Raw genomic sequence first — 15,222 nt, 5'->3', positions numbered from 1 at the left:
GACGATTAAATCATGACGCAATCCTATAATGCCGATGCCATCGAGGTACTCACCGGGCTTGAGCCGGTTCGCCGCCGTCCGGGGATGTACACCGATACCACCCGTCCCAACCATCTGGGTCAGGAAGTAATTGATAACAGCGTGGATGAAGCGCTGGCGGGACACGCGAAGCGCGTGGACGTTATCCTGCACGCTGACCAGTCGCTCGAGGTGATCGACGACGGGCGCGGCATGCCGGTGGACATCCATCCCGAAGAGGGCGTTCCTGCGGTTGAGCTGATCCTCTGCCGTCTGCACGCCGGCGGTAAATTTTCTAACAAGAACTACCAGTTCTCCGGCGGCCTGCACGGCGTTGGCATCTCGGTGGTAAACGCCCTCTCCACGCGGGTTGAAGTTAACGTGCGCCGCGACGGCCAGGTTTACAACATCGCTTTCGCCAATGGCGAAAAGGTTAAAGAGCTGAGCGTGGTCGGCACCTGCGGCAAGCGCAACACCGGCACCAGCGTCCATTTCTGGCCGGATGAAAAATTCTTCGACAGCCCGCGCTTTTCCGTTTCGCGCCTCACGCATTTGTTGAAAGCGAAGGCGGTGCTCTGCCCGGGCGTAGAAATCACGTTTAAAGACGAAGTGAATAAGACGGAGCAGCGCTGGTGTTATCAGGATGGTCTGAACGACTACCTCACCGAGGCGGTAAACGGCCTGATTACGCTGCCGGAAAAACCGTTTATCGGTAATTTCTCGGGTGATACCGAGGCGGTGGACTGGGCACTGCTGTGGCTGCCGGAAGGCGGCGAACTGCTGACGGAAAGCTACGTTAACCTTATCCCTACTATGCAGGGCGGCACGCATGTGAACGGCCTGCGCCAGGGGTTGCTGGACGCGATGCGCGAGTTTTGCGAATACCGCAATATTTTGCCGCGCGGCGTGAAGCTTTCCGCTGAGGATATCTGGGAGCGCTGCGCCTATGTGCTTTCGGTGAAAATGCAGGATCCGCAGTTCGCCGGACAGACCAAAGAGCGCCTCTCGTCGCGCCAGTGCGCGGCGTTTGTCTCAGGCGTGGTAAAAGACGCTTTCTCGCTGTGGCTGAACCAGAACGTTCAGGCGGCGGAGATGCTGGCGGAGATGGCTATCTCCAGCGCCCAGCGCCGCATGCGCGCAGCCAAAAAAGTGGTGCGTAAAAAGCTCACCAGCGGCCCGGCGCTGCCTGGCAAGCTTGCGGACTGCACCGCGCAGGATCTGGCGCGTACCGAGCTCTTCCTGGTGGAAGGGGACTCGGCAGGCGGCTCCGCCAAGCAGGCGCGCGACCGTGAATATCAGGCGATCATGCCCCTTAAGGGCAAGATCCTCAACACCTGGGAAGTCTCTTCCGATGAGGTGCTGGCGTCGCAGGAGGTGCATGATATCTCTGTGGCTATTGGCATCGATCCGGACAGCGACGATTTGTCCCAGCTGCGCTACGGCAAAATCTGTATTCTCGCGGATGCGGATTCCGACGGTTTGCACATCGCCACGCTGCTTTGCGCGCTGTTTGTGAAACATTTCCGTTCGCTGGTGAAAGGCGGGCATGTTTATGTCGCCATGCCGCCGCTCTACCGTATCGATCTCGGTAAAGAGGTCTATTACGCGCTGGATGAAGAAGAGAAAGCGGGCGTGCTGGAGCAGCTTAAGCGCAAGAAGGGCAAACCGAACGTGCAGCGCTTTAAGGGGCTTGGCGAGATGAACCCGATGCAGCTGCGTGAAACCACGCTTGACCCGAATACCCGCCGCCTCGTGCAACTGACCATCAGCGATGATGACGATGCGCGTACGCTTGCGGTGATGGATATGCTGCTGGCCAAGAAGCGCTCTGAAGATCGTCGCAACTGGTTGCAGGAGAAGGGCGACCTCGCGGATATCGAGGTATAACATTTCCGCCTTTGCCTTACGCAGGCACGCTCGCGGGTAATAAAAAAGGCGATGATTCTCATCGCCTTTCTTTTTTAGCTATAACGCTTATTTCACGCCTTCTTCCAGGATACGGATGTGAGTATCGAGCACATCGCTCTTTACCGCCTCGCTCCAGGCTTTCATGTGAGGCGTCTGCAGGTGCGCCTGCAAATGCTGCACGCTTTCCCATTTTTCCAGCATAACGATGGAATCTGGCGCGCTGGTCTGGAAATCGACCCCAGCGGCATGATCGATAAGCGGCGCATAGCCGTGACAACCTTCTTCCGCCAGCACCGTCGGAATGATTTTCCGAAAGGCGTCCAGCACCGCCTGGCGATGATGCGCGCCAGGACGGGTACGAATTTCTGCAATCACTGTCAGCATGGTTAACTCCTTTTGTAAAACCGCCTTTCAGTTAAGCAAAAATTTTCGCCAGATGCTCGCGATATTCTGCAACATAGCGCGGCACGTCCGGCATTTTAATTACGTCGTTGGCGATAAAGGTCGGCAGGCCGCTCAGGCCGATAAACTCGTTGGCCTTGTGGAACGGCAAGTAAACGCCATCCACGCCTACGCCGTGGAAGAACTGCGCTTCGTCGTTAAAAGCTTCCAGCGGCGCGTTCCAGGTCAGCGAAAGCATATATTTTTTGCCCTGCAGCAGGCCGCCGGAACCATATTTTTTGGACGCGTCGGAACGGGTGCGGCCATCGCTTGCATACAGCGAACCGTGACCTTCGGTAAACACATCATCAATGTACTTTTTAACGGTCCACGGCGCGCCCATCCACCAGCCCGGCATCTGATAAATAATCACATCGGCCCAAAGGTATTTCTGCACTTCCGCTTTCACATCGTAATCGCTGTCGGCGCGGGTGACCTGAACATCGTGTCCGGCGTCGCGCAGAAAGCCTTCCGCGACCTCGGTCAGGGTGTCGTTAAGCTGACCATTGGAATGGGCGAATTTTTTCGCACCGTTGATGATAAGTACGTTGCTCATTATTTATCCTCTAACTATTACGTTTGGCATTAATTTTACCGCACCAGACGATGCGGCAGAATTAGCAAATTGAGCAAAGACTTTTGCCAAATCAGCAATAATTAAAGAAAAAGAGGGGGCTTGCCTGATGAGTTTGTCCAATAAGCAAACCGGTAAAAGCGCTATAATAACGCCAGTCATGCTGACAGCGAGGCCTGTCATGCCAGCCCCTGCCTTACAGGCAGAAAAGCCTGATCGTATATACAATACTGTGACAGTAAGCCCCTGGATAAGGTACTATCGCGAGCAAAGATCTGCCCGGCGGGCAGGCATTGACGCGTGTAAAGCCACACCACGGTCTGAGGAAAAGAATTAATGAGTGATATTACTCACGACGGTGCAGAGCGCCTGGCGCTGCATGAGTTTACCGAAAACGCCTATCTCAACTACTCCATGTACGTCATCATGGACCGCGCGCTGCCGTTTATCGGCGACGGGCTTAAGCCTGTTCAGCGTCGTATTGTCTATGCGATGTCGGAACTGGGGCTGAACGCCAGCGCGAAATTCAAAAAGTCGGCGCGCACCGTGGGCGACGTATTGGGTAAATATCACCCGCATGGCGACAGCGCCTGTTATGAAGCGATGGTGCTGATGGCACAGCCGTTCTCCTATCGCTACCCGCTGGTAGACGGGCAGGGCAACTGGGGCGCGCCGGACGATCCGAAATCCTTTGCGGCGATGCGTTATACCGAATCGCGTTTGTCGAAGTATGCCGAAGTGCTGCTGGGCGAGTTAGGCCAGGGGACGGTGGAGTGGATCCCGAACTTCGACGGTACACTGCAGGAGCCGAAAATGCTGCCGGCGCGCCTGCCGAACATTCTGCTGAACGGCACTACCGGCATTGCGGTGGGCATGGCGACCGACATTCCGCCGCACAACCTGCGTGAAGTGGCGAAAGCGGCCATTAGCCTGATTGAGCACCCGAAGAGCACGCTCGAAAACCTGCTCGACATCGTGCAGGGGCCGGATTACCCGACCGAGGCGGAAATTATCACGCCGCGTGATGAGATTCGTAAGATTTACCAGAGCGGCCGCGGCTCTGTGCGCATGCGCGCCGTGTGGAAGAAAGAAGATGGCGCGGTGGTGATTAGCGCGCTGCCGCACCAGGTTTCCGGCGCGCGCGTGCTGGAGCAAATCGCAAGCCAGATGCGCGCTAAAAAGCTGCCGATGGTAGACGACCTGCGCGATGAGTCCGACCACGAAAACCCGACTCGCCTGGTGATTGTGCCGCGTTCCAACCGTGTGGATATGGAGCAGGTGATGAACCACCTCTTCGCCACCACGGATCTGGAAAAAAGCTACCGCATCAACCTGAACATGATTGGCCTTGACGGTCGTCCGGCGGTGAAAAACCTGCTGGAGATCCTCACCGAATGGCTGGCTTTCCGCCGCGATACGGTGCGCCGTCGTCTTAACTATCGTCTGGAGAAAGTCCTTAAACGCCTGCATATCCTCGAAGGTTTGCTGGTGGCGTTTCTCAATATCGACGAAGTGATTCACATCATTCGCAGCGAAGATGAGCCGAAGCCGGTGCTGGTCAGCCGTTTCGGCATCAGCGAAACGCAGGCGGAAGCGATTCTGGAGCTTAAGCTGCGTCATCTCGCGAAGCTGGAAGAGATGAAAATTCGCGGCGAGCAGAGCGATCTTGAAAAAGAGCGCGACCAGATCCAGGGCATTCTCGCTTCTGAGCGCAAGATGAACACCCTGCTGAAAAAAGAGATCCAGGCGGATGCCGACGCCTACGGCGACGATCGCCGTTCGCCGCTGCACGAGCGCGAAGAGGCGAAGGCGATGAGCGAGCACGATATGCTGCCTTCTGAGCCGGTGACCATCGTGCTTTCGCAGATGGGCTGGGTTCGCAGCGCCAAAGGACACGACATAGACGCGCAGGGGCTTAGCTATAAAGCGGGCGACAGCTGGAAAGCGTCCGCCAAAGGCAAGAGCAACCAGCCCGTTGTGTTCGTTGATTCGACCGGGCGCAGCTATGCGCTTGACCCAATCACGCTGCCTTCCGCACGTGGTCAGGGGGAGCCGGTCACCGGCAAGCTAACGCTGCCGCCGGGTGCTGTCGTCGAACATATGCTGATGGCGCCGGAGGAGCAGAAGCTGCTGATGGCTTCCGATGCGGGCTACGGTTTCGTCTGCACCTTTAACGACCTGATAGCGCGCAACCGCGTAGGTAAAGCGCTTATCACGCTGCCTGAGAACGCCAGCGTGCTGCCGCCGCTGGAGATTACTCATGACGACGATATGCTGCTCGCCATTACTCAGGCGGGACGCATGCTGATGTTCCCGGTAGCGGACCTGCCGCAGCTCTCGAAAGGCAAGGGCAACAAGATTATCTCTATCCCGTCTGCGGACGCGGCGAAGGGCGACGATAAGCTCGCTTATCTCAACATCCTGCCGCCGCAGAGCACCGTGACGCTGCATGTCGGCAAACGTAAGATCAAACTGCGTCCGGAAGAGTTGCAAAAAGTGCATGGCGAGCGCGGACGTCGCGGTACGCTGATGCGCGGCCTGCAGCGCATCGACCGCGTGGAGATTGACTCTCCGGCGCGCCCGACGGTAGGCAGCAGCGAAGAATAAGCCGGACGCGTTAAAAGCGAGCGGGTTAACGCCTGCGTCGTCATAAAAGGTGACGGGCGACAGCGAAGGCCCGGCGCTGACCGGGTTCCTCTCCCCGCCAGGGAGAGGATTCGGGTAAGGGGCTGCGCTTAGCCTGCTCCTGAACTGGCGTTCTCCCGTCAGCGTTGCGTAAACTGTTCCCATCGAACCCATTGTTTGTTAGCGCGTTGCGCATAAAAATAACTGTTTTGGGATCCTCAACATGATGGGCCGACAGCGGCGCCTGATCATGCCCCGAACGATTCGGGTATACTGACCGGCGGCTGCGGCTTCAGAGGTATTTATGCTATTTATTGTTCGTCTGACTATTGTTGTGCTTTATTGCATTGTGGTGTGCATCCTCGGCTCTATCTGGTGCCTTTTCAGTCCACGTAATCCTCGACATGTTGCAACATTCGGTCACCTGTTTGGTCGGCTGGCGCCCGTTTTTGGTCTGAAGGTGGAAACCCGCAAGCCGGAAGGCGCAGAGAAATATGGCAACGCCATTTATATTGGCAACCATCAGAACAACTACGACATGGTGACGGCGTCGAATATTGTTCAGCCTCCCACCGTTACCGTCGGCAAAAAGAGCCTTGTCTGGATCCCCTTCTTCGGCCAGCTTTACTGGCTTACCGGCAATATCCTGATCGATCGCGACAATCGCGCTAAAGCCCATACCACCATCGCCACCGTGGTTTCGCAAATCCGCAAGCGCAATATTTCCGTCTGGATGTTCCCTGAAGGCACGCGCAGCCGCGGCCGCGGACTGCTGCCTTTTAAAACCGGTGCGTTCCACGCCGCTATCGCCGCAGGCGTGCCGATTGTGCCGGTGTGCGTCTCCAACACCAGCAATAAAATTAACCTTAACCGTTGGAATAACGGTCTGGTGATTGTCGAGATGCTGCCGCCCATCGACACCCGCGACTGGGGTAAAGAACAGGTCCGCGACCTGGCCGCGCACTGCCGTCAGGTCATGGAAGCGAAAATTGACGAATTGAATAAAGAAGTCGCCGAGCGCGAAGCCGCGGATAAGCGATAATCCGCACCTGTAGCGGGGCCAGGCGGCCCCTTCCGGCTGGCATATTGCGCCAGTCGTTAGTCCTTATTCATGGAGCAAGTATGTCACTCAGCCGGCGTCAATTTATTCAGGCATCGGGTATGGCCCTCTGCGCAGGCGCGGTGCCGCTAAAGGCCAGCGCGGCGGGTCAGCAGCCGGCGCTGCCTGTGCCTCCGCTGCTGGAATCCCGTCGCGGTCAGCCGCTCTTTTTAACCCTGCAACGCGCGCACTGGTCTTTTGCAACCGGCACCCGCGCGCAAGTATGGGGCTTTAACGGGCGCTATATGGGGCCGACCATTCGCGTCTGGAGCGGCGATGACGTCAAGATGATTTACAGCAACCGCCTGCAGGAAAACGTCGCCATGACGATAAGCGGGCTTCAGGTGCCAGGGCCGCTGATTGGCGGCGCGGCGCGGATGATGAGCCCGAACGCCGACTGGGCGCCGGTGCTGCCCATTCGCCAGTCCGCCGCCACGCTCTGGTATCACGCTGATACGCCAAACCGCAGCGCCCAGCAGGTCTATAACGGACTGGCGGGCATGTGGCTTGTGGAAGACGACGTCAGTAAATCGCTGCCCGTGCCGAACCATTACGGCGTTGACGACTTTCCCGTCATCATTCAGGACAAACGGCTGGATAACTTCGGTTCGCCGGAGTATAGCGAGCCGGGGAGTGGCGGATTTCTTGGCGATACGCTGCTGGTCAACGGCGCGCAAAGTCCTTATGTGGAAGTCTCCCGCGGCTGGGTGCGCCTGCGTCTGCTGAACGCGTCGAACGCCCGTCGCTATCAACTGCAGATGAGCGATGGCCGACCGCTGCACGTGATCGCAGGCGACCAGGGCTTCCTGCCCGCGCCGGTGTCGGTAAAACAGCTTTCGCTGGCGCCAGGCGAGCGGCGAGAAGTGCTGGTGGATATGACGAATGGCGATGAAGTGTCCATTACCTGCGGCGAAGCGGCTTCCATCGTGGATCGCATTCGCGGCTTCTTTGAACCTTCACGCATCCTTATCTCCACGCTGGTGCTGACGCTGCGCCCAACCGGGCTGCTGCCGCTGGTGACCGACAATCTGCCGATGCGCCTGCTGCCGGATGAAATCATCAACGGCAGCCCGGTGAATAACCGCACCATTAACCTGGGCGACGACCCCGGCATCAATGGTCAGCTCTGGGATATGAAGCGTATCGACGCGCAGGCGCAGCAGGGTACCTGGGAGCGCTGGACGGTGCGGGCGGATATGCCGCAGTCTTTCCATATCGAAGGGGTAAGTTTCCTGGTGCGTAACGTTAACGGCGCGGCGCCTTTCCCGGAAGATCGCGGCTGGAAGGACACGGTATGGGTGGATGGACAGGTAGAACTGCTGGTCTGGTTCGGCCAGCCCTCCTGGAGCCACTTCCCGTTCCTCTACCGCAGCCAGACGCTGGAGATGGCCGACCGCGGTTCGGTAGGACAGTTGCTGGTCAACCCGTCGCCTTAACGGCGAACAGAGAAAAGGCCGCTGTGAAGCGGCCTTTTTTGTGCGTAGCGTTTGCCCCTCATCCTAACCCTCTCCCTTCCAGGGAGAGGGTAAAAGATGTTCAAGCTCCGCCAGTAAAGTCAGCAAAACTCTTTCCTGATTATTTAATCGTTCATTATTCCAAAAGCGTAACACCATCCAACCGTGAGCCTGCAACCATGCCGTACGCCTCGCGTTGTATGCCTGATGCTCTGCCTGCTGACCGCCATCCAACTCAACAGCCAGCTTTGCCTGGCAACAGGCAAAATCAAGAATGAAAAGGCCGACGGATGCTGGCGGCGAAATTTATGCGCTGCAAAGCGGCGGTCGCGTAAGAGACGCCATAAGAGGCGTTGCTGCGCAGTTAACTGCCGCCTGAGCTGGCGGGCATGAGTGGGGGCATATCGCATCGCTCCACTCTGCCAGCCGTAAACGGAGCTGTCAGCGCGGAGCGATAAATGTGGAATCTGCCTTCAGAATCTATTCCGCCAGGAACAACTCCAGCAGTGAATTGAGAAACAGCTTGCCGTGGTCGGTTATCTGCCAGCTTTCCGGCGTTTCAATCAGGTATCCCTGCGCTATCGCTTCGTCAATCTGTGGGCGAATCACGCGCTCATCGAGACCGGTGTAACGCGCAAACTCCTCACGCGGCGCGGCTTCCAGTAAACGGAAGCGGTTCATAAAGAACTCAAATGGCTTATCTGTCGCCTCCACCTCATGCTGGCGGTCGAGGTATTTTCCCTGCATATAGCCGCGCGGATGGCGGGTTTTCGCTGTGCGCAGAATACGTCCGTCCGGGAACGTCACCTTGCCATGCGCGCCGCAGCCGATGCCGAGGTAATCGCCAAATCGCCAGTAGTTGAGGTTGTGCTGGCACTGATAACCGGGCTTCGCGTAGGCCGACGTCTCGTATTGCTGATAGCCCGCCTGGGTGAGCAACTGATGGCCTTGCTCGAAGATATCCCACAGCGCGTCATCATCCGGAAGCGTTGGCGGGCGCGAGCCAAACAGGGTGTTAGGCTCAATCGTCAACTGATACCAGGAAAGGTGCGGCGGGTTGAGCGCAATGGCCTGGCGCAAATCGTCCAGCGCCTCGTCCAGCGACTGGTCCGGCAGGCCGTGCATCAGGTCGAGGTTAAAGCTGCGAAGCCCCAGCCCGCTTGCAAGGTTTGCTGCGCGCTTCGCTTCATCCGGCCCGTGAATGCGGCCAAGGCGCTTGAGCTTCGGCTCGCTGAAACTCTGCACGCCGATGGAAATACGGTTCACGCCGGCGCGCTGGTACTCCACAAAGCGGTCGGCTTCCACGGTGCCGGGATTGGCCTCCATGGTAATCTCCGCATCGTCGGCCAGGTTCAGACGCGCGCGTACGCCGTCGAGCAGTTGTTGCATCGCCGGGCCTGAAAGCAGGCTCGGCGTGCCGCCGCCGATAAAAATGGTTTTCACCTCGCGTCCCTGGGCATAAGAGGCGTCGTTATCAAGGTCGGTTAACAGATGCTGGACGTAATCATCGTGCGGCACCTCGCCCTTAAGCGCGTGCGAGTTGAAGTCGCAGTAAGGGCACTTCTGCACGCACCAGGGAATATGAATATAAAGACTTAAGGGTGGCAAATTAGCCATTACGCATTGCTTCCAGTAACAGTTTCAACGCCTGCCCGCGGTGGGAAATGGCGCTTTTTTCTTCCCGCGTCAGCTCCGCCGCGGTTTTGCCCTCGGAAGGGACAAAGAAAATCGGATCGTAGCCAAAGCCGCCTTCACCGGCAGGCTTGCGGGTAATAACGCCTTCCCAGCTGCCGTGGCACACCAGCGGCGTCGGGTCGTCGGCATGACGCATATAAACCAGAACGCAGTGAAATTGCGCCTGACGTTTGCCTTCAGGCACATCTTCAAGCGCCGTCAGCAGCTTTTCCAGGTTTTGTTGATCGGTTGCCTCAACGCCTGCGTAGCGTGCGGAATAGATGCCCGGCGCGCCGCCCAGAATGTCGACCGCAAGCCCGGAGTCATCGGCAATCGCCGGCAGGCCGGTTACCTGCGCCGCGTGGCGCGCTTTCAGGATGGCGTTCTCAATAAAGGTCAGCCCGGTCTCTTCGGCGGACTCAACCCCCAGTTCGGTCTGCGCCACCACCTCTAAGCCAAAGTCTTGCAGCAGCGAGGCCAGCTCGCGCACTTTACCGGCGTTGCCGGTAGCGAGAACAACTTTTTGCATAACGAAATCCTGTGATTAATCGATAATCGCCGCGACTTGCGCCGGGATTTGTTGAGGGTTAATGATTCTGACTTGCTTATGGCGGCCCAGTTCGCCTTTTTCAATGAAAACCTGGCTTTTGGCGACGCGAAACTGCTTTGCCAGAAACTTCAGCAGATGCGCGTTGGCCTGGCCGTCCACCGGCGGGGCGGTAATGGCGACTTTCAGTTCGTCGCCATGCGCGCCCACGATGGCGTCCCGGCTGGCTTTCGGCTGAATATAAAGCCGTAAAACCAGCCCGTCCGCGCTGCGGCTTACTGCGCTCACAGCAAATACCACAGCCCCGGGAAGAGATCCATGCCGAGGTAGTTCAGCAGATAAAGGATAATAATGACGCCCATCGCGGAAAAATCGATACCGCCCATCGCCGGAATAATGCGGCGGATCGGCGCCATCATCGGCTCGGTCATCTGCATCAGCACATACTCAACAGGGCTGCGACCCTGACTCACCCAGCTCATCAGCGAGCGAATGATGATGACCCAGAAGACCAGCGTACCCGCGGATTTCAGCAGCGAGAGCGCGCCTACCAGCAGGTTCATCGGATCCAGCGACAGCACGCCCGCCTGGATAAGCAGCAGCAACGGATATTTCAGCGTCGTCAGAATAAACGCCACCAGCAGCGAAGCGGTGTCTATCGGCCCGAGGGACGGGATGATGCGGCGCAGCGGCCCGATAACCGGCTGCGTTACTTTCACAATAAACTGCGCGAAGGGGTTATAAAAATCGCAGCGCGACCACTGCATCCAGATGCGCAGCAGCAGCACCATTACATACAGCTCAATCAGGGTCTTGACCAGAAAAGTCAACGTCAGCATGGCGTTCCTCAGTAGTTATTGTTCAGTGTGGCGCGTGTAATCCCGCGCGCCAAAAATGGCGGTTCCAATGCGCACCATGGTGCTGCCCGCCGCTATCGCGGCTTCCATGTCGTCGGTCATGCCCAGAGATAGCGTATCGACAGTCGGATAGCGGTTTTTCAGCTCGTTAAATGCTACCGCCATTTGACGTGCGACGGCAAACTGGCGCTCGTAATCGGGTTCCGGCGCGGGAATGGCCATCAGCCCGCGAAGCTGAACGCGCGGCAATTGCGATACCTGCGCCGCCAGCGCATCCAGCTCGCTTAAGGGAATGCCTGATTTGCTTTGTTCATCGCTGATATTTATTTGGATCAGCACATTGAGCGGCGGCAGATTATCGGGACGCTGGTCGCTTAAGCGGCTGGCGATGCGCAGGCGGTCGACGGTATGGCACCAGTCGAAATGCTCCGCCACCAGGCGGCTTTTGTTGGACTGCAGCGGACCGATAAAGTGCCACTGCAACCCTTCCACGCCGCGTTGCCGGAAATGAAGGATCTTCTCCACCCCTTCCTGCACGTAATTTTCCCCAAAGGCGCGCTGCCCGGCGGCGATAGCTTCTGCGAGGGCGCTCGCAGGTTTGGTTTTGCTTACTGCAAGCAAAGTAACTTCTTCTGAAGACCTGCCGCAGCGTTGGGCCGCCGCTGAGATCTTCTGCTGCACTTGCGCTAAGTTGCGCTCTATCTCACTCATGATTTATCGGGAAGCGGTATGGATATGGATGAACTGGTGGCGCTTAGTGTAAAGCATAACGTTTCGGATCTACACCTGTGCAGCGCGTTGCCTGCGCGATGGCGTCGGCGCGGCAGGCTGGAGCCGGTGCCGCACCCGCTGCCTGAACCTGAAACTTTGCTCGGCGAGTGGCTTAATGAAACCCAGCGCAGCGAGCTTGCCTTTAACGGGCAACTTGATTTCGCCGTCTCGCTGCCTGGCGGGGCGCGGCTGCGCGTCAACGCCTTCCGCCAGCAGAACGGGCTTTCGCTCGCGCTGCGTTTGCTGCCGACGCGCTGTCCGCAGCTGTCGGCGCTCGATCCGCCAGCGGCGTTAACCGGGCTGCTGCAGGCGCCGGATGGCCTGATTCTGGTGACCGGGGCGACGGGCAGCGGAAAATCGACCACGCTGGCGGCGATGGTCGACTACCTCAACCAGACGCTGGATGGGCATATCCTTACGCTGGAAGACCCGGTGGAGTTTCAGCACGCCAGCGCGCGTTGCCTGATTCAACAACGGGAGGTGGGCATTCATTGCCGCAGTTTCAGCGACGGTTTGCGCGGCGCGCTGCGGGAAGATCCGGATGTGATTTTACTGGGCGAACTGCGGGACAGCGAAACTATCCGGCTCGCCCTGAGCGCGGCTGAAACGGGCCACCTGGTACTGGCGACGCTGCACACGCGCGGCGCGGCGCAGGCGGTGGAGCGGCTGGTGGATGTCTTCCCGGCGGAGGAGAAAACCTGGGTGCGCAGTCAGCTTGCGGGGAGCCTGCGGGCGGTGCTGGCGCAAAAACTGGCGGAGTCGAGCGATGGTGGGCGGGTGGCGCTGTATGAGCTGCTTATCAACACCACGGCGGTGGCGAACCTTATTCGCGAAGGCAAAAGCCATCAGTTGCCCGGCCAACTGGAAACCGGAAGACAGCAGGGGATGCAGAGCTTCGCGCACAGCCTGGCTTCGCGCATCTGTGAAGGAAGAATCGCCGCCGCGCAGCCGCCGCAGGCGGCGAAGTGGGGATAGTCATCGCACGTTGAGCGAGTAAAGCACGGGCAAAGCGCCAGCGGTGGCGAGTATCTCGAGCTTTACTTCACTGACATGCAGCGGCGCGCTGAGCCGGTGTTCTTGCACAGAATGGCGGTTATCAGTCACCTCCGCCACCAGGATTTCATCTGCCCAGAGCCGGTAATGCGTAACGCAGTGCGGCGTCACCGCGAAATGATGGCCCATTTGCACCGTTTCCATCGCGTTGTCGAAATCGTTGTCAAACACCAGCGTCAGGGTCTGGATAGTGTGCGGTTCGGCCCAACGCCAGAGCACGGCGGGCTGCTTATCTTCAGGCGAGGGCGCCCAGCCGTTGAAGTGCTGTTCCGGGCGAAGCCGACCGTTCAGCAGGTTTTGCGCTTCAAAACAGCGTAGCGGTTCGCTCAGGCGCAGAGCGGGCAGTACGTTATGCGGACGGCGGCGCGGCAGCCAGAAGTCGAACTCCTCCACGCCGAAGTCGCCGTCGGCAATCTGGCGCGCGTGTTTCGCCACGCGGGGGTTCTGGCTGTTGAATACCGTGATGATGCCAGGCGCGTCTGCCGCGCTCAGCGCTATTTCAGTCTCATCATTGCGATCGAAGGCAATAAACAGGTATTCGTCGCGCGGGCTGGAATAATCGAATTGCAGCGTGTAATCGCCCGCTTGCGCTACCGTCAGCGTGCGCTCCGCCAGGACCCTCTCCGGCGTAAAGTTGCCCGCCTTTTCGCTGGTCAGCAGGCTGACGTTCAGGCGTTGCGGGCTTGCGGCGCGCAGGGTAAACGTGAGGGCAGGCAGCGGCCCCGCAGCCTTTAACGGCAGCAGCAGCGCCATGCGCGCCTGCAGCGGCAACCATTCGCCGCTGGCGGGCAGGGCGTGAAGCTGATATTCGCTGGTGGCGGTTACAACCGCGCCGCTCGCCGGGTTGCTAAGCGCCTGGCGCGGAATGTAGCAGCCACTGGCTTGTAAACGCTGTTGCAAAAGCGTGATGCGTTCGCGCTGCGCCAGCTCGCGCGGGGCGAGCCGTTGCTCACGGCAGAGCGCTGCGGCGCGGCCCACCACTTCGCCCAGCAAACCGCAGGTGCACATCACCCGCGCGCTGCCAAAAGCGACATGGGACGCGGAGATAAGCCGTCCGGTTAAAAAGAGGTTCTCCAGCGAACGGCTGTAGAGACAGCGAAAGGGGATAGTATAGGTGCCCTTGCTGTGGAACTGTCGGCAACCGTCGTGCGTGCTGTAGACGCCATCCGCCGGGTGCAGGTCAATGGACCAGCCGCCGTAGCCGACGGCGTCATAATGGTCGCGCTGCTCGATAATATCTTGCTGGCAGAGCAGGTGATCGCCCATAAAACGGCGGCTTTCCCGCTTGCCGGGAATGGCGCCGACCCATTCAATGGTCATCTTTTCCGCCTCGGGAAAGTTGCCGGAGTTTTTGATGTAGTTCCAGACGCCCCAGACGATTTTCCAGAGTTCCCATTTTATGGCTTCGCTGTCGTGCACCGTATCAAGCCGGCCGCCCCATTCCAGCCACCAGAGGTCACAACCGTTGAGGGTGGAGGTCAGGCGGGTATAGCGCGGGATATCGCTTATCTCGCTCAGAGCGAAGGAGGGGGGCGTGAACGCTACCGCTTCCTCTGTGCGTTTGGTGTAGAAATAAATGGAGTGGCCCAGCTTGTGCCCGAAGCTGTCGCCTGGCGCCATCTTCTCGCCAAGCTCATCGGCGGCTTCTGCTCCGATGCGATATTCCGCGCCAGCAAGGTGGCCGAGCACGCCGTCGCCGGTGGCGTCGCAAAACTGCTCCGCCGTGATGTGATAAAAGGTTTCGTTGATAGCGTTGAAGCCTTTAACGCCCGTAATGCGTTTACCCTGCGTGTAAACCTCAAACAGCGCGGTGTTAAGCAGCAGCGTCAGGTTGGGTTCGCGCTGCGCCATATCAAGCAGCACCAGATCGAACATCACCGGATTGCCCTCTTTGTTGCGATAGAGGTTCTCTTCCAGGATTTCACCCATAATGCCGCCTTCTCTCGCCCAGCGGTTATTGTTGCCCATATGCGAGGTGGCGCCGTTGGCCCAGAGCCGCACTTCGCTGGAGGCGTTGCCGCCGAGCACGGGCCTGTCCTGCACCAGGACAACCTGCAACCCCTCGCGCGCCGCCGCCAGGGCCGCGCACAGGCCGGAAAGCCCGCCGCCCGCCACCAGCAGGTCGGCGTGCAACTGCGCCTGCGGAAAAGCGCGGGCATCGCTTTGGTGAAAGATCTGCATAATGTTTGTATCCTTCTTAA

Annotated in this window: 14 protein-coding genes and 1 pseudogene; 5 read left to right on the top strand and 10 right to left on the bottom strand. The window is 58.7% G+C overall.

Going from position 1 to position 15,222, the window contains the following annotated elements; genetic code table 11:
* The first annotated feature begins 12 nt into the window (after positions 1–12).
* Positions 13–1,905, top strand: a complete 1,893-nt coding sequence (parE, locus tag ACU4F7_RS18265; RefSeq protein WP_029591084.1) for a DNA topoisomerase IV subunit B — start codon at positions 13–15, stop codon at positions 1,903–1,905.
* A gap of 87 nt (positions 1,906–1,992) precedes the next feature.
* Here parE and ACU4F7_RS18260 read toward each other — a convergent pair whose 3' ends face one another.
* From ACU4F7_RS18260 to ACU4F7_RS18250, 3 genes are read right to left on the bottom strand one after another with little or no spacing between them, the layout of a single operon-like run.
* Positions 1,993–2,310 carry a putative quinol monooxygenase gene (locus ACU4F7_RS18260; RefSeq protein WP_024555576.1) on the bottom strand — a complete coding sequence of 106 codons (318 nt, stop codon included), beginning with the start codon at positions 2,308–2,310 and terminating at the stop codon, positions 1,993–1,995.
* 31 nt (positions 2,311–2,341) lie between these two features.
* Positions 2,342–2,923, bottom strand: coding sequence for an NAD(P)H-dependent oxidoreductase (locus ACU4F7_RS18255; RefSeq protein WP_024561059.1), 582 nt, complete (start codon positions 2,921–2,923; stop codon positions 2,342–2,344).
* Between the two features lie 3 nt (positions 2,924–2,926).
* Positions 2,927–3,124 (bottom strand): hypothetical protein, encoded by a 198-nt coding sequence (locus ACU4F7_RS18250; RefSeq protein ID WP_152977091.1) that lies wholly within the window; start codon positions 3,122–3,124, stop codon positions 2,927–2,929.
* Positions 3,125–3,277: 153 nt separating this feature from the next.
* On the opposite strand from ACU4F7_RS18250, the gene parC reads away from it, so the two are divergent.
* The 3 genes from parC (at position 3,278) to ftsP (ending at position 8,101) form a co-directional block, all read left to right on the top strand.
* Complete coding sequence (gene parC / locus ACU4F7_RS18245; protein ID WP_481637493.1) at positions 3,278–5,548, top strand: DNA topoisomerase IV subunit A; 2,271 nt, start codon at positions 3,278–3,280, stop codon at positions 5,546–5,548.
* A gap of 322 nt (positions 5,549–5,870) precedes the next feature.
* Positions 5,871–6,608 (top strand): 1-acylglycerol-3-phosphate O-acyltransferase, encoded by a 738-nt coding sequence (locus ACU4F7_RS18240; protein ID WP_029591082.1) that lies wholly within the window; start codon positions 5,871–5,873, stop codon positions 6,606–6,608.
* Positions 6,609–6,688: 80 nt separating this feature from the next.
* The gene (ftsP, locus tag ACU4F7_RS18235) at positions 6,689–8,101 is read left to right on the top strand and encodes a cell division protein FtsP (RefSeq protein ID WP_024555572.1); all 1,413 of its coding nucleotides are present in this window, start codon (positions 6,689–6,691) and stop codon (positions 8,099–8,101) included.
* Between the two features lie 63 nt (positions 8,102–8,164).
* On the opposite strand, the pseudogene ACU4F7_RS18230 reads toward ftsP, so the two are convergent.
* From ACU4F7_RS18230 to ACU4F7_RS18205, 6 genes and pseudogenes are all read right to left on the bottom strand, one after another.
* Positions 8,165–8,529, bottom strand: a pseudogene (locus ACU4F7_RS18230) (DUF559 domain-containing protein).
* Between the two features lie 70 nt (positions 8,530–8,599).
* Positions 8,600–9,736 carry a radical SAM family heme chaperone HemW gene (gene hemW / locus ACU4F7_RS18225; protein ID WP_481637492.1) on the bottom strand — a complete coding sequence of 379 codons (1,137 nt, stop codon included), beginning with the start codon at positions 9,734–9,736 and terminating at the stop codon, positions 8,600–8,602.
* The gene (locus ACU4F7_RS18220) at positions 9,729–10,322 is read right to left on the bottom strand and encodes an XTP/dITP diphosphatase (protein ID WP_029591078.1); all 594 of its coding nucleotides are present in this window, start codon (positions 10,320–10,322) and stop codon (positions 9,729–9,731) included. The genes hemW and ACU4F7_RS18220 overlap by 8 nt, the downstream gene beginning before the upstream one ends.
* A 15-nt stretch (positions 10,323–10,337) precedes the next feature.
* A complete protein-coding gene (yggU, locus tag ACU4F7_RS18215; RefSeq protein ID WP_024555569.1) occupies positions 10,338–10,628 on the bottom strand; it encodes a DUF167 family protein YggU in 291 nt (96 codons plus the stop codon).
* Positions 10,625–11,179: a YggT family protein gene (locus ACU4F7_RS18210; RefSeq protein WP_024555568.1), complete on the bottom strand. Its 555-nt coding sequence runs from the start codon at positions 11,177–11,179 to the stop codon at positions 10,625–10,627. Before ACU4F7_RS18210 ends, yggU begins: the two co-directional genes overlap by 4 nt.
* A gap of 15 nt (positions 11,180–11,194) precedes the next feature.
* Positions 11,195–11,908 (bottom strand): YggS family pyridoxal phosphate-dependent enzyme, encoded by a 714-nt coding sequence (locus ACU4F7_RS18205; RefSeq protein ID WP_481637491.1) that lies wholly within the window; start codon positions 11,906–11,908, stop codon positions 11,195–11,197.
* Between the two features lie 18 nt (positions 11,909–11,926).
* Here ACU4F7_RS18205 and ACU4F7_RS18200 point away from each other — a divergent pair, with 18 nt between their 5' ends.
* Positions 11,927–12,943, top strand: a complete 1,017-nt coding sequence (locus ACU4F7_RS18200) for a type IV pilus twitching motility protein PilT (RefSeq protein ID WP_481637490.1) — start codon at positions 11,927–11,929, stop codon at positions 12,941–12,943.
* Here the strand turns inward: ACU4F7_RS18200 and ACU4F7_RS18195 are convergent, their stop codons facing one another.
* Positions 12,944–15,202, bottom strand: a complete 2,259-nt coding sequence (locus ACU4F7_RS18195; RefSeq protein WP_481637489.1) for an FAD-dependent oxidoreductase — start codon at positions 15,200–15,202, stop codon at positions 12,944–12,946. It lies immediately after the preceding gene.
* Positions 15,203–15,222: the final 20 nt, after the last annotated feature.

It is taken from the genome of Franconibacter pulveris (assembly GCF_056780215.1).
The sequence above is the reverse complement of the archived record's forward strand: the minus strand, read 5'-3'. Positions and strand labels throughout refer to the sequence as shown.

Coding starts and splice junctions, on each gene's coding strand:
- parE (WP_029591084.1), top strand. CDS start 13: ATGACGCAATCCTATAATGCCGATGCCATCGAGGTACTCACCGGGCTT.
- ACU4F7_RS18260 (WP_024555576.1), bottom strand. CDS start 2,310: ATGCTGACAGTGATTGCAGAAATTCGTACCCGTCCTGGCGCGCATCAT.
- ACU4F7_RS18255 (WP_024561059.1), bottom strand. CDS start 2,923: ATGAGCAACGTACTTATCATCAACGGTGCGAAAAAATTCGCCCATTCC.
- ACU4F7_RS18250 (WP_152977091.1), bottom strand. CDS start 3,124: ATGACAGGCCTCGCTGTCAGCATGACTGGCGTTATTATAGCGCTTTTA.
- parC (WP_481637493.1), top strand. CDS start 3,278: ATGAGTGATATTACTCACGACGGTGCAGAGCGCCTGGCGCTGCATGAG.
- ACU4F7_RS18240 (WP_029591082.1), top strand. CDS start 5,871: ATGCTATTTATTGTTCGTCTGACTATTGTTGTGCTTTATTGCATTGTG.
- ftsP (WP_024555572.1), top strand. CDS start 6,689: ATGTCACTCAGCCGGCGTCAATTTATTCAGGCATCGGGTATGGCCCTC.
- hemW (WP_481637492.1), bottom strand. CDS start 9,736: ATGGCTAATTTGCCACCCTTAAGTCTTTATATTCATATTCCCTGGTGC.
- ACU4F7_RS18220 (WP_029591078.1), bottom strand. CDS start 10,322: ATGCAAAAAGTTGTTCTCGCTACCGGCAACGCCGGTAAAGTGCGCGAG.
- ACU4F7_RS18210 (WP_024555568.1), bottom strand. CDS start 11,179: ATGCTGACGTTGACTTTTCTGGTCAAGACCCTGATTGAGCTGTATGTA.
- ACU4F7_RS18205 (WP_481637491.1), bottom strand. CDS start 11,908: ATGAGTGAGATAGAGCGCAACTTAGCGCAAGTGCAGCAGAAGATCTCA.
- ACU4F7_RS18200 (WP_481637490.1), top strand. CDS start 11,927: ATGGATATGGATGAACTGGTGGCGCTTAGTGTAAAGCATAACGTTTCG.
- ACU4F7_RS18195 (WP_481637489.1), bottom strand. CDS start 15,202: ATGCAGATCTTTCACCAAAGCGATGCCCGCGCTTTTCCGCAGGCGCAG.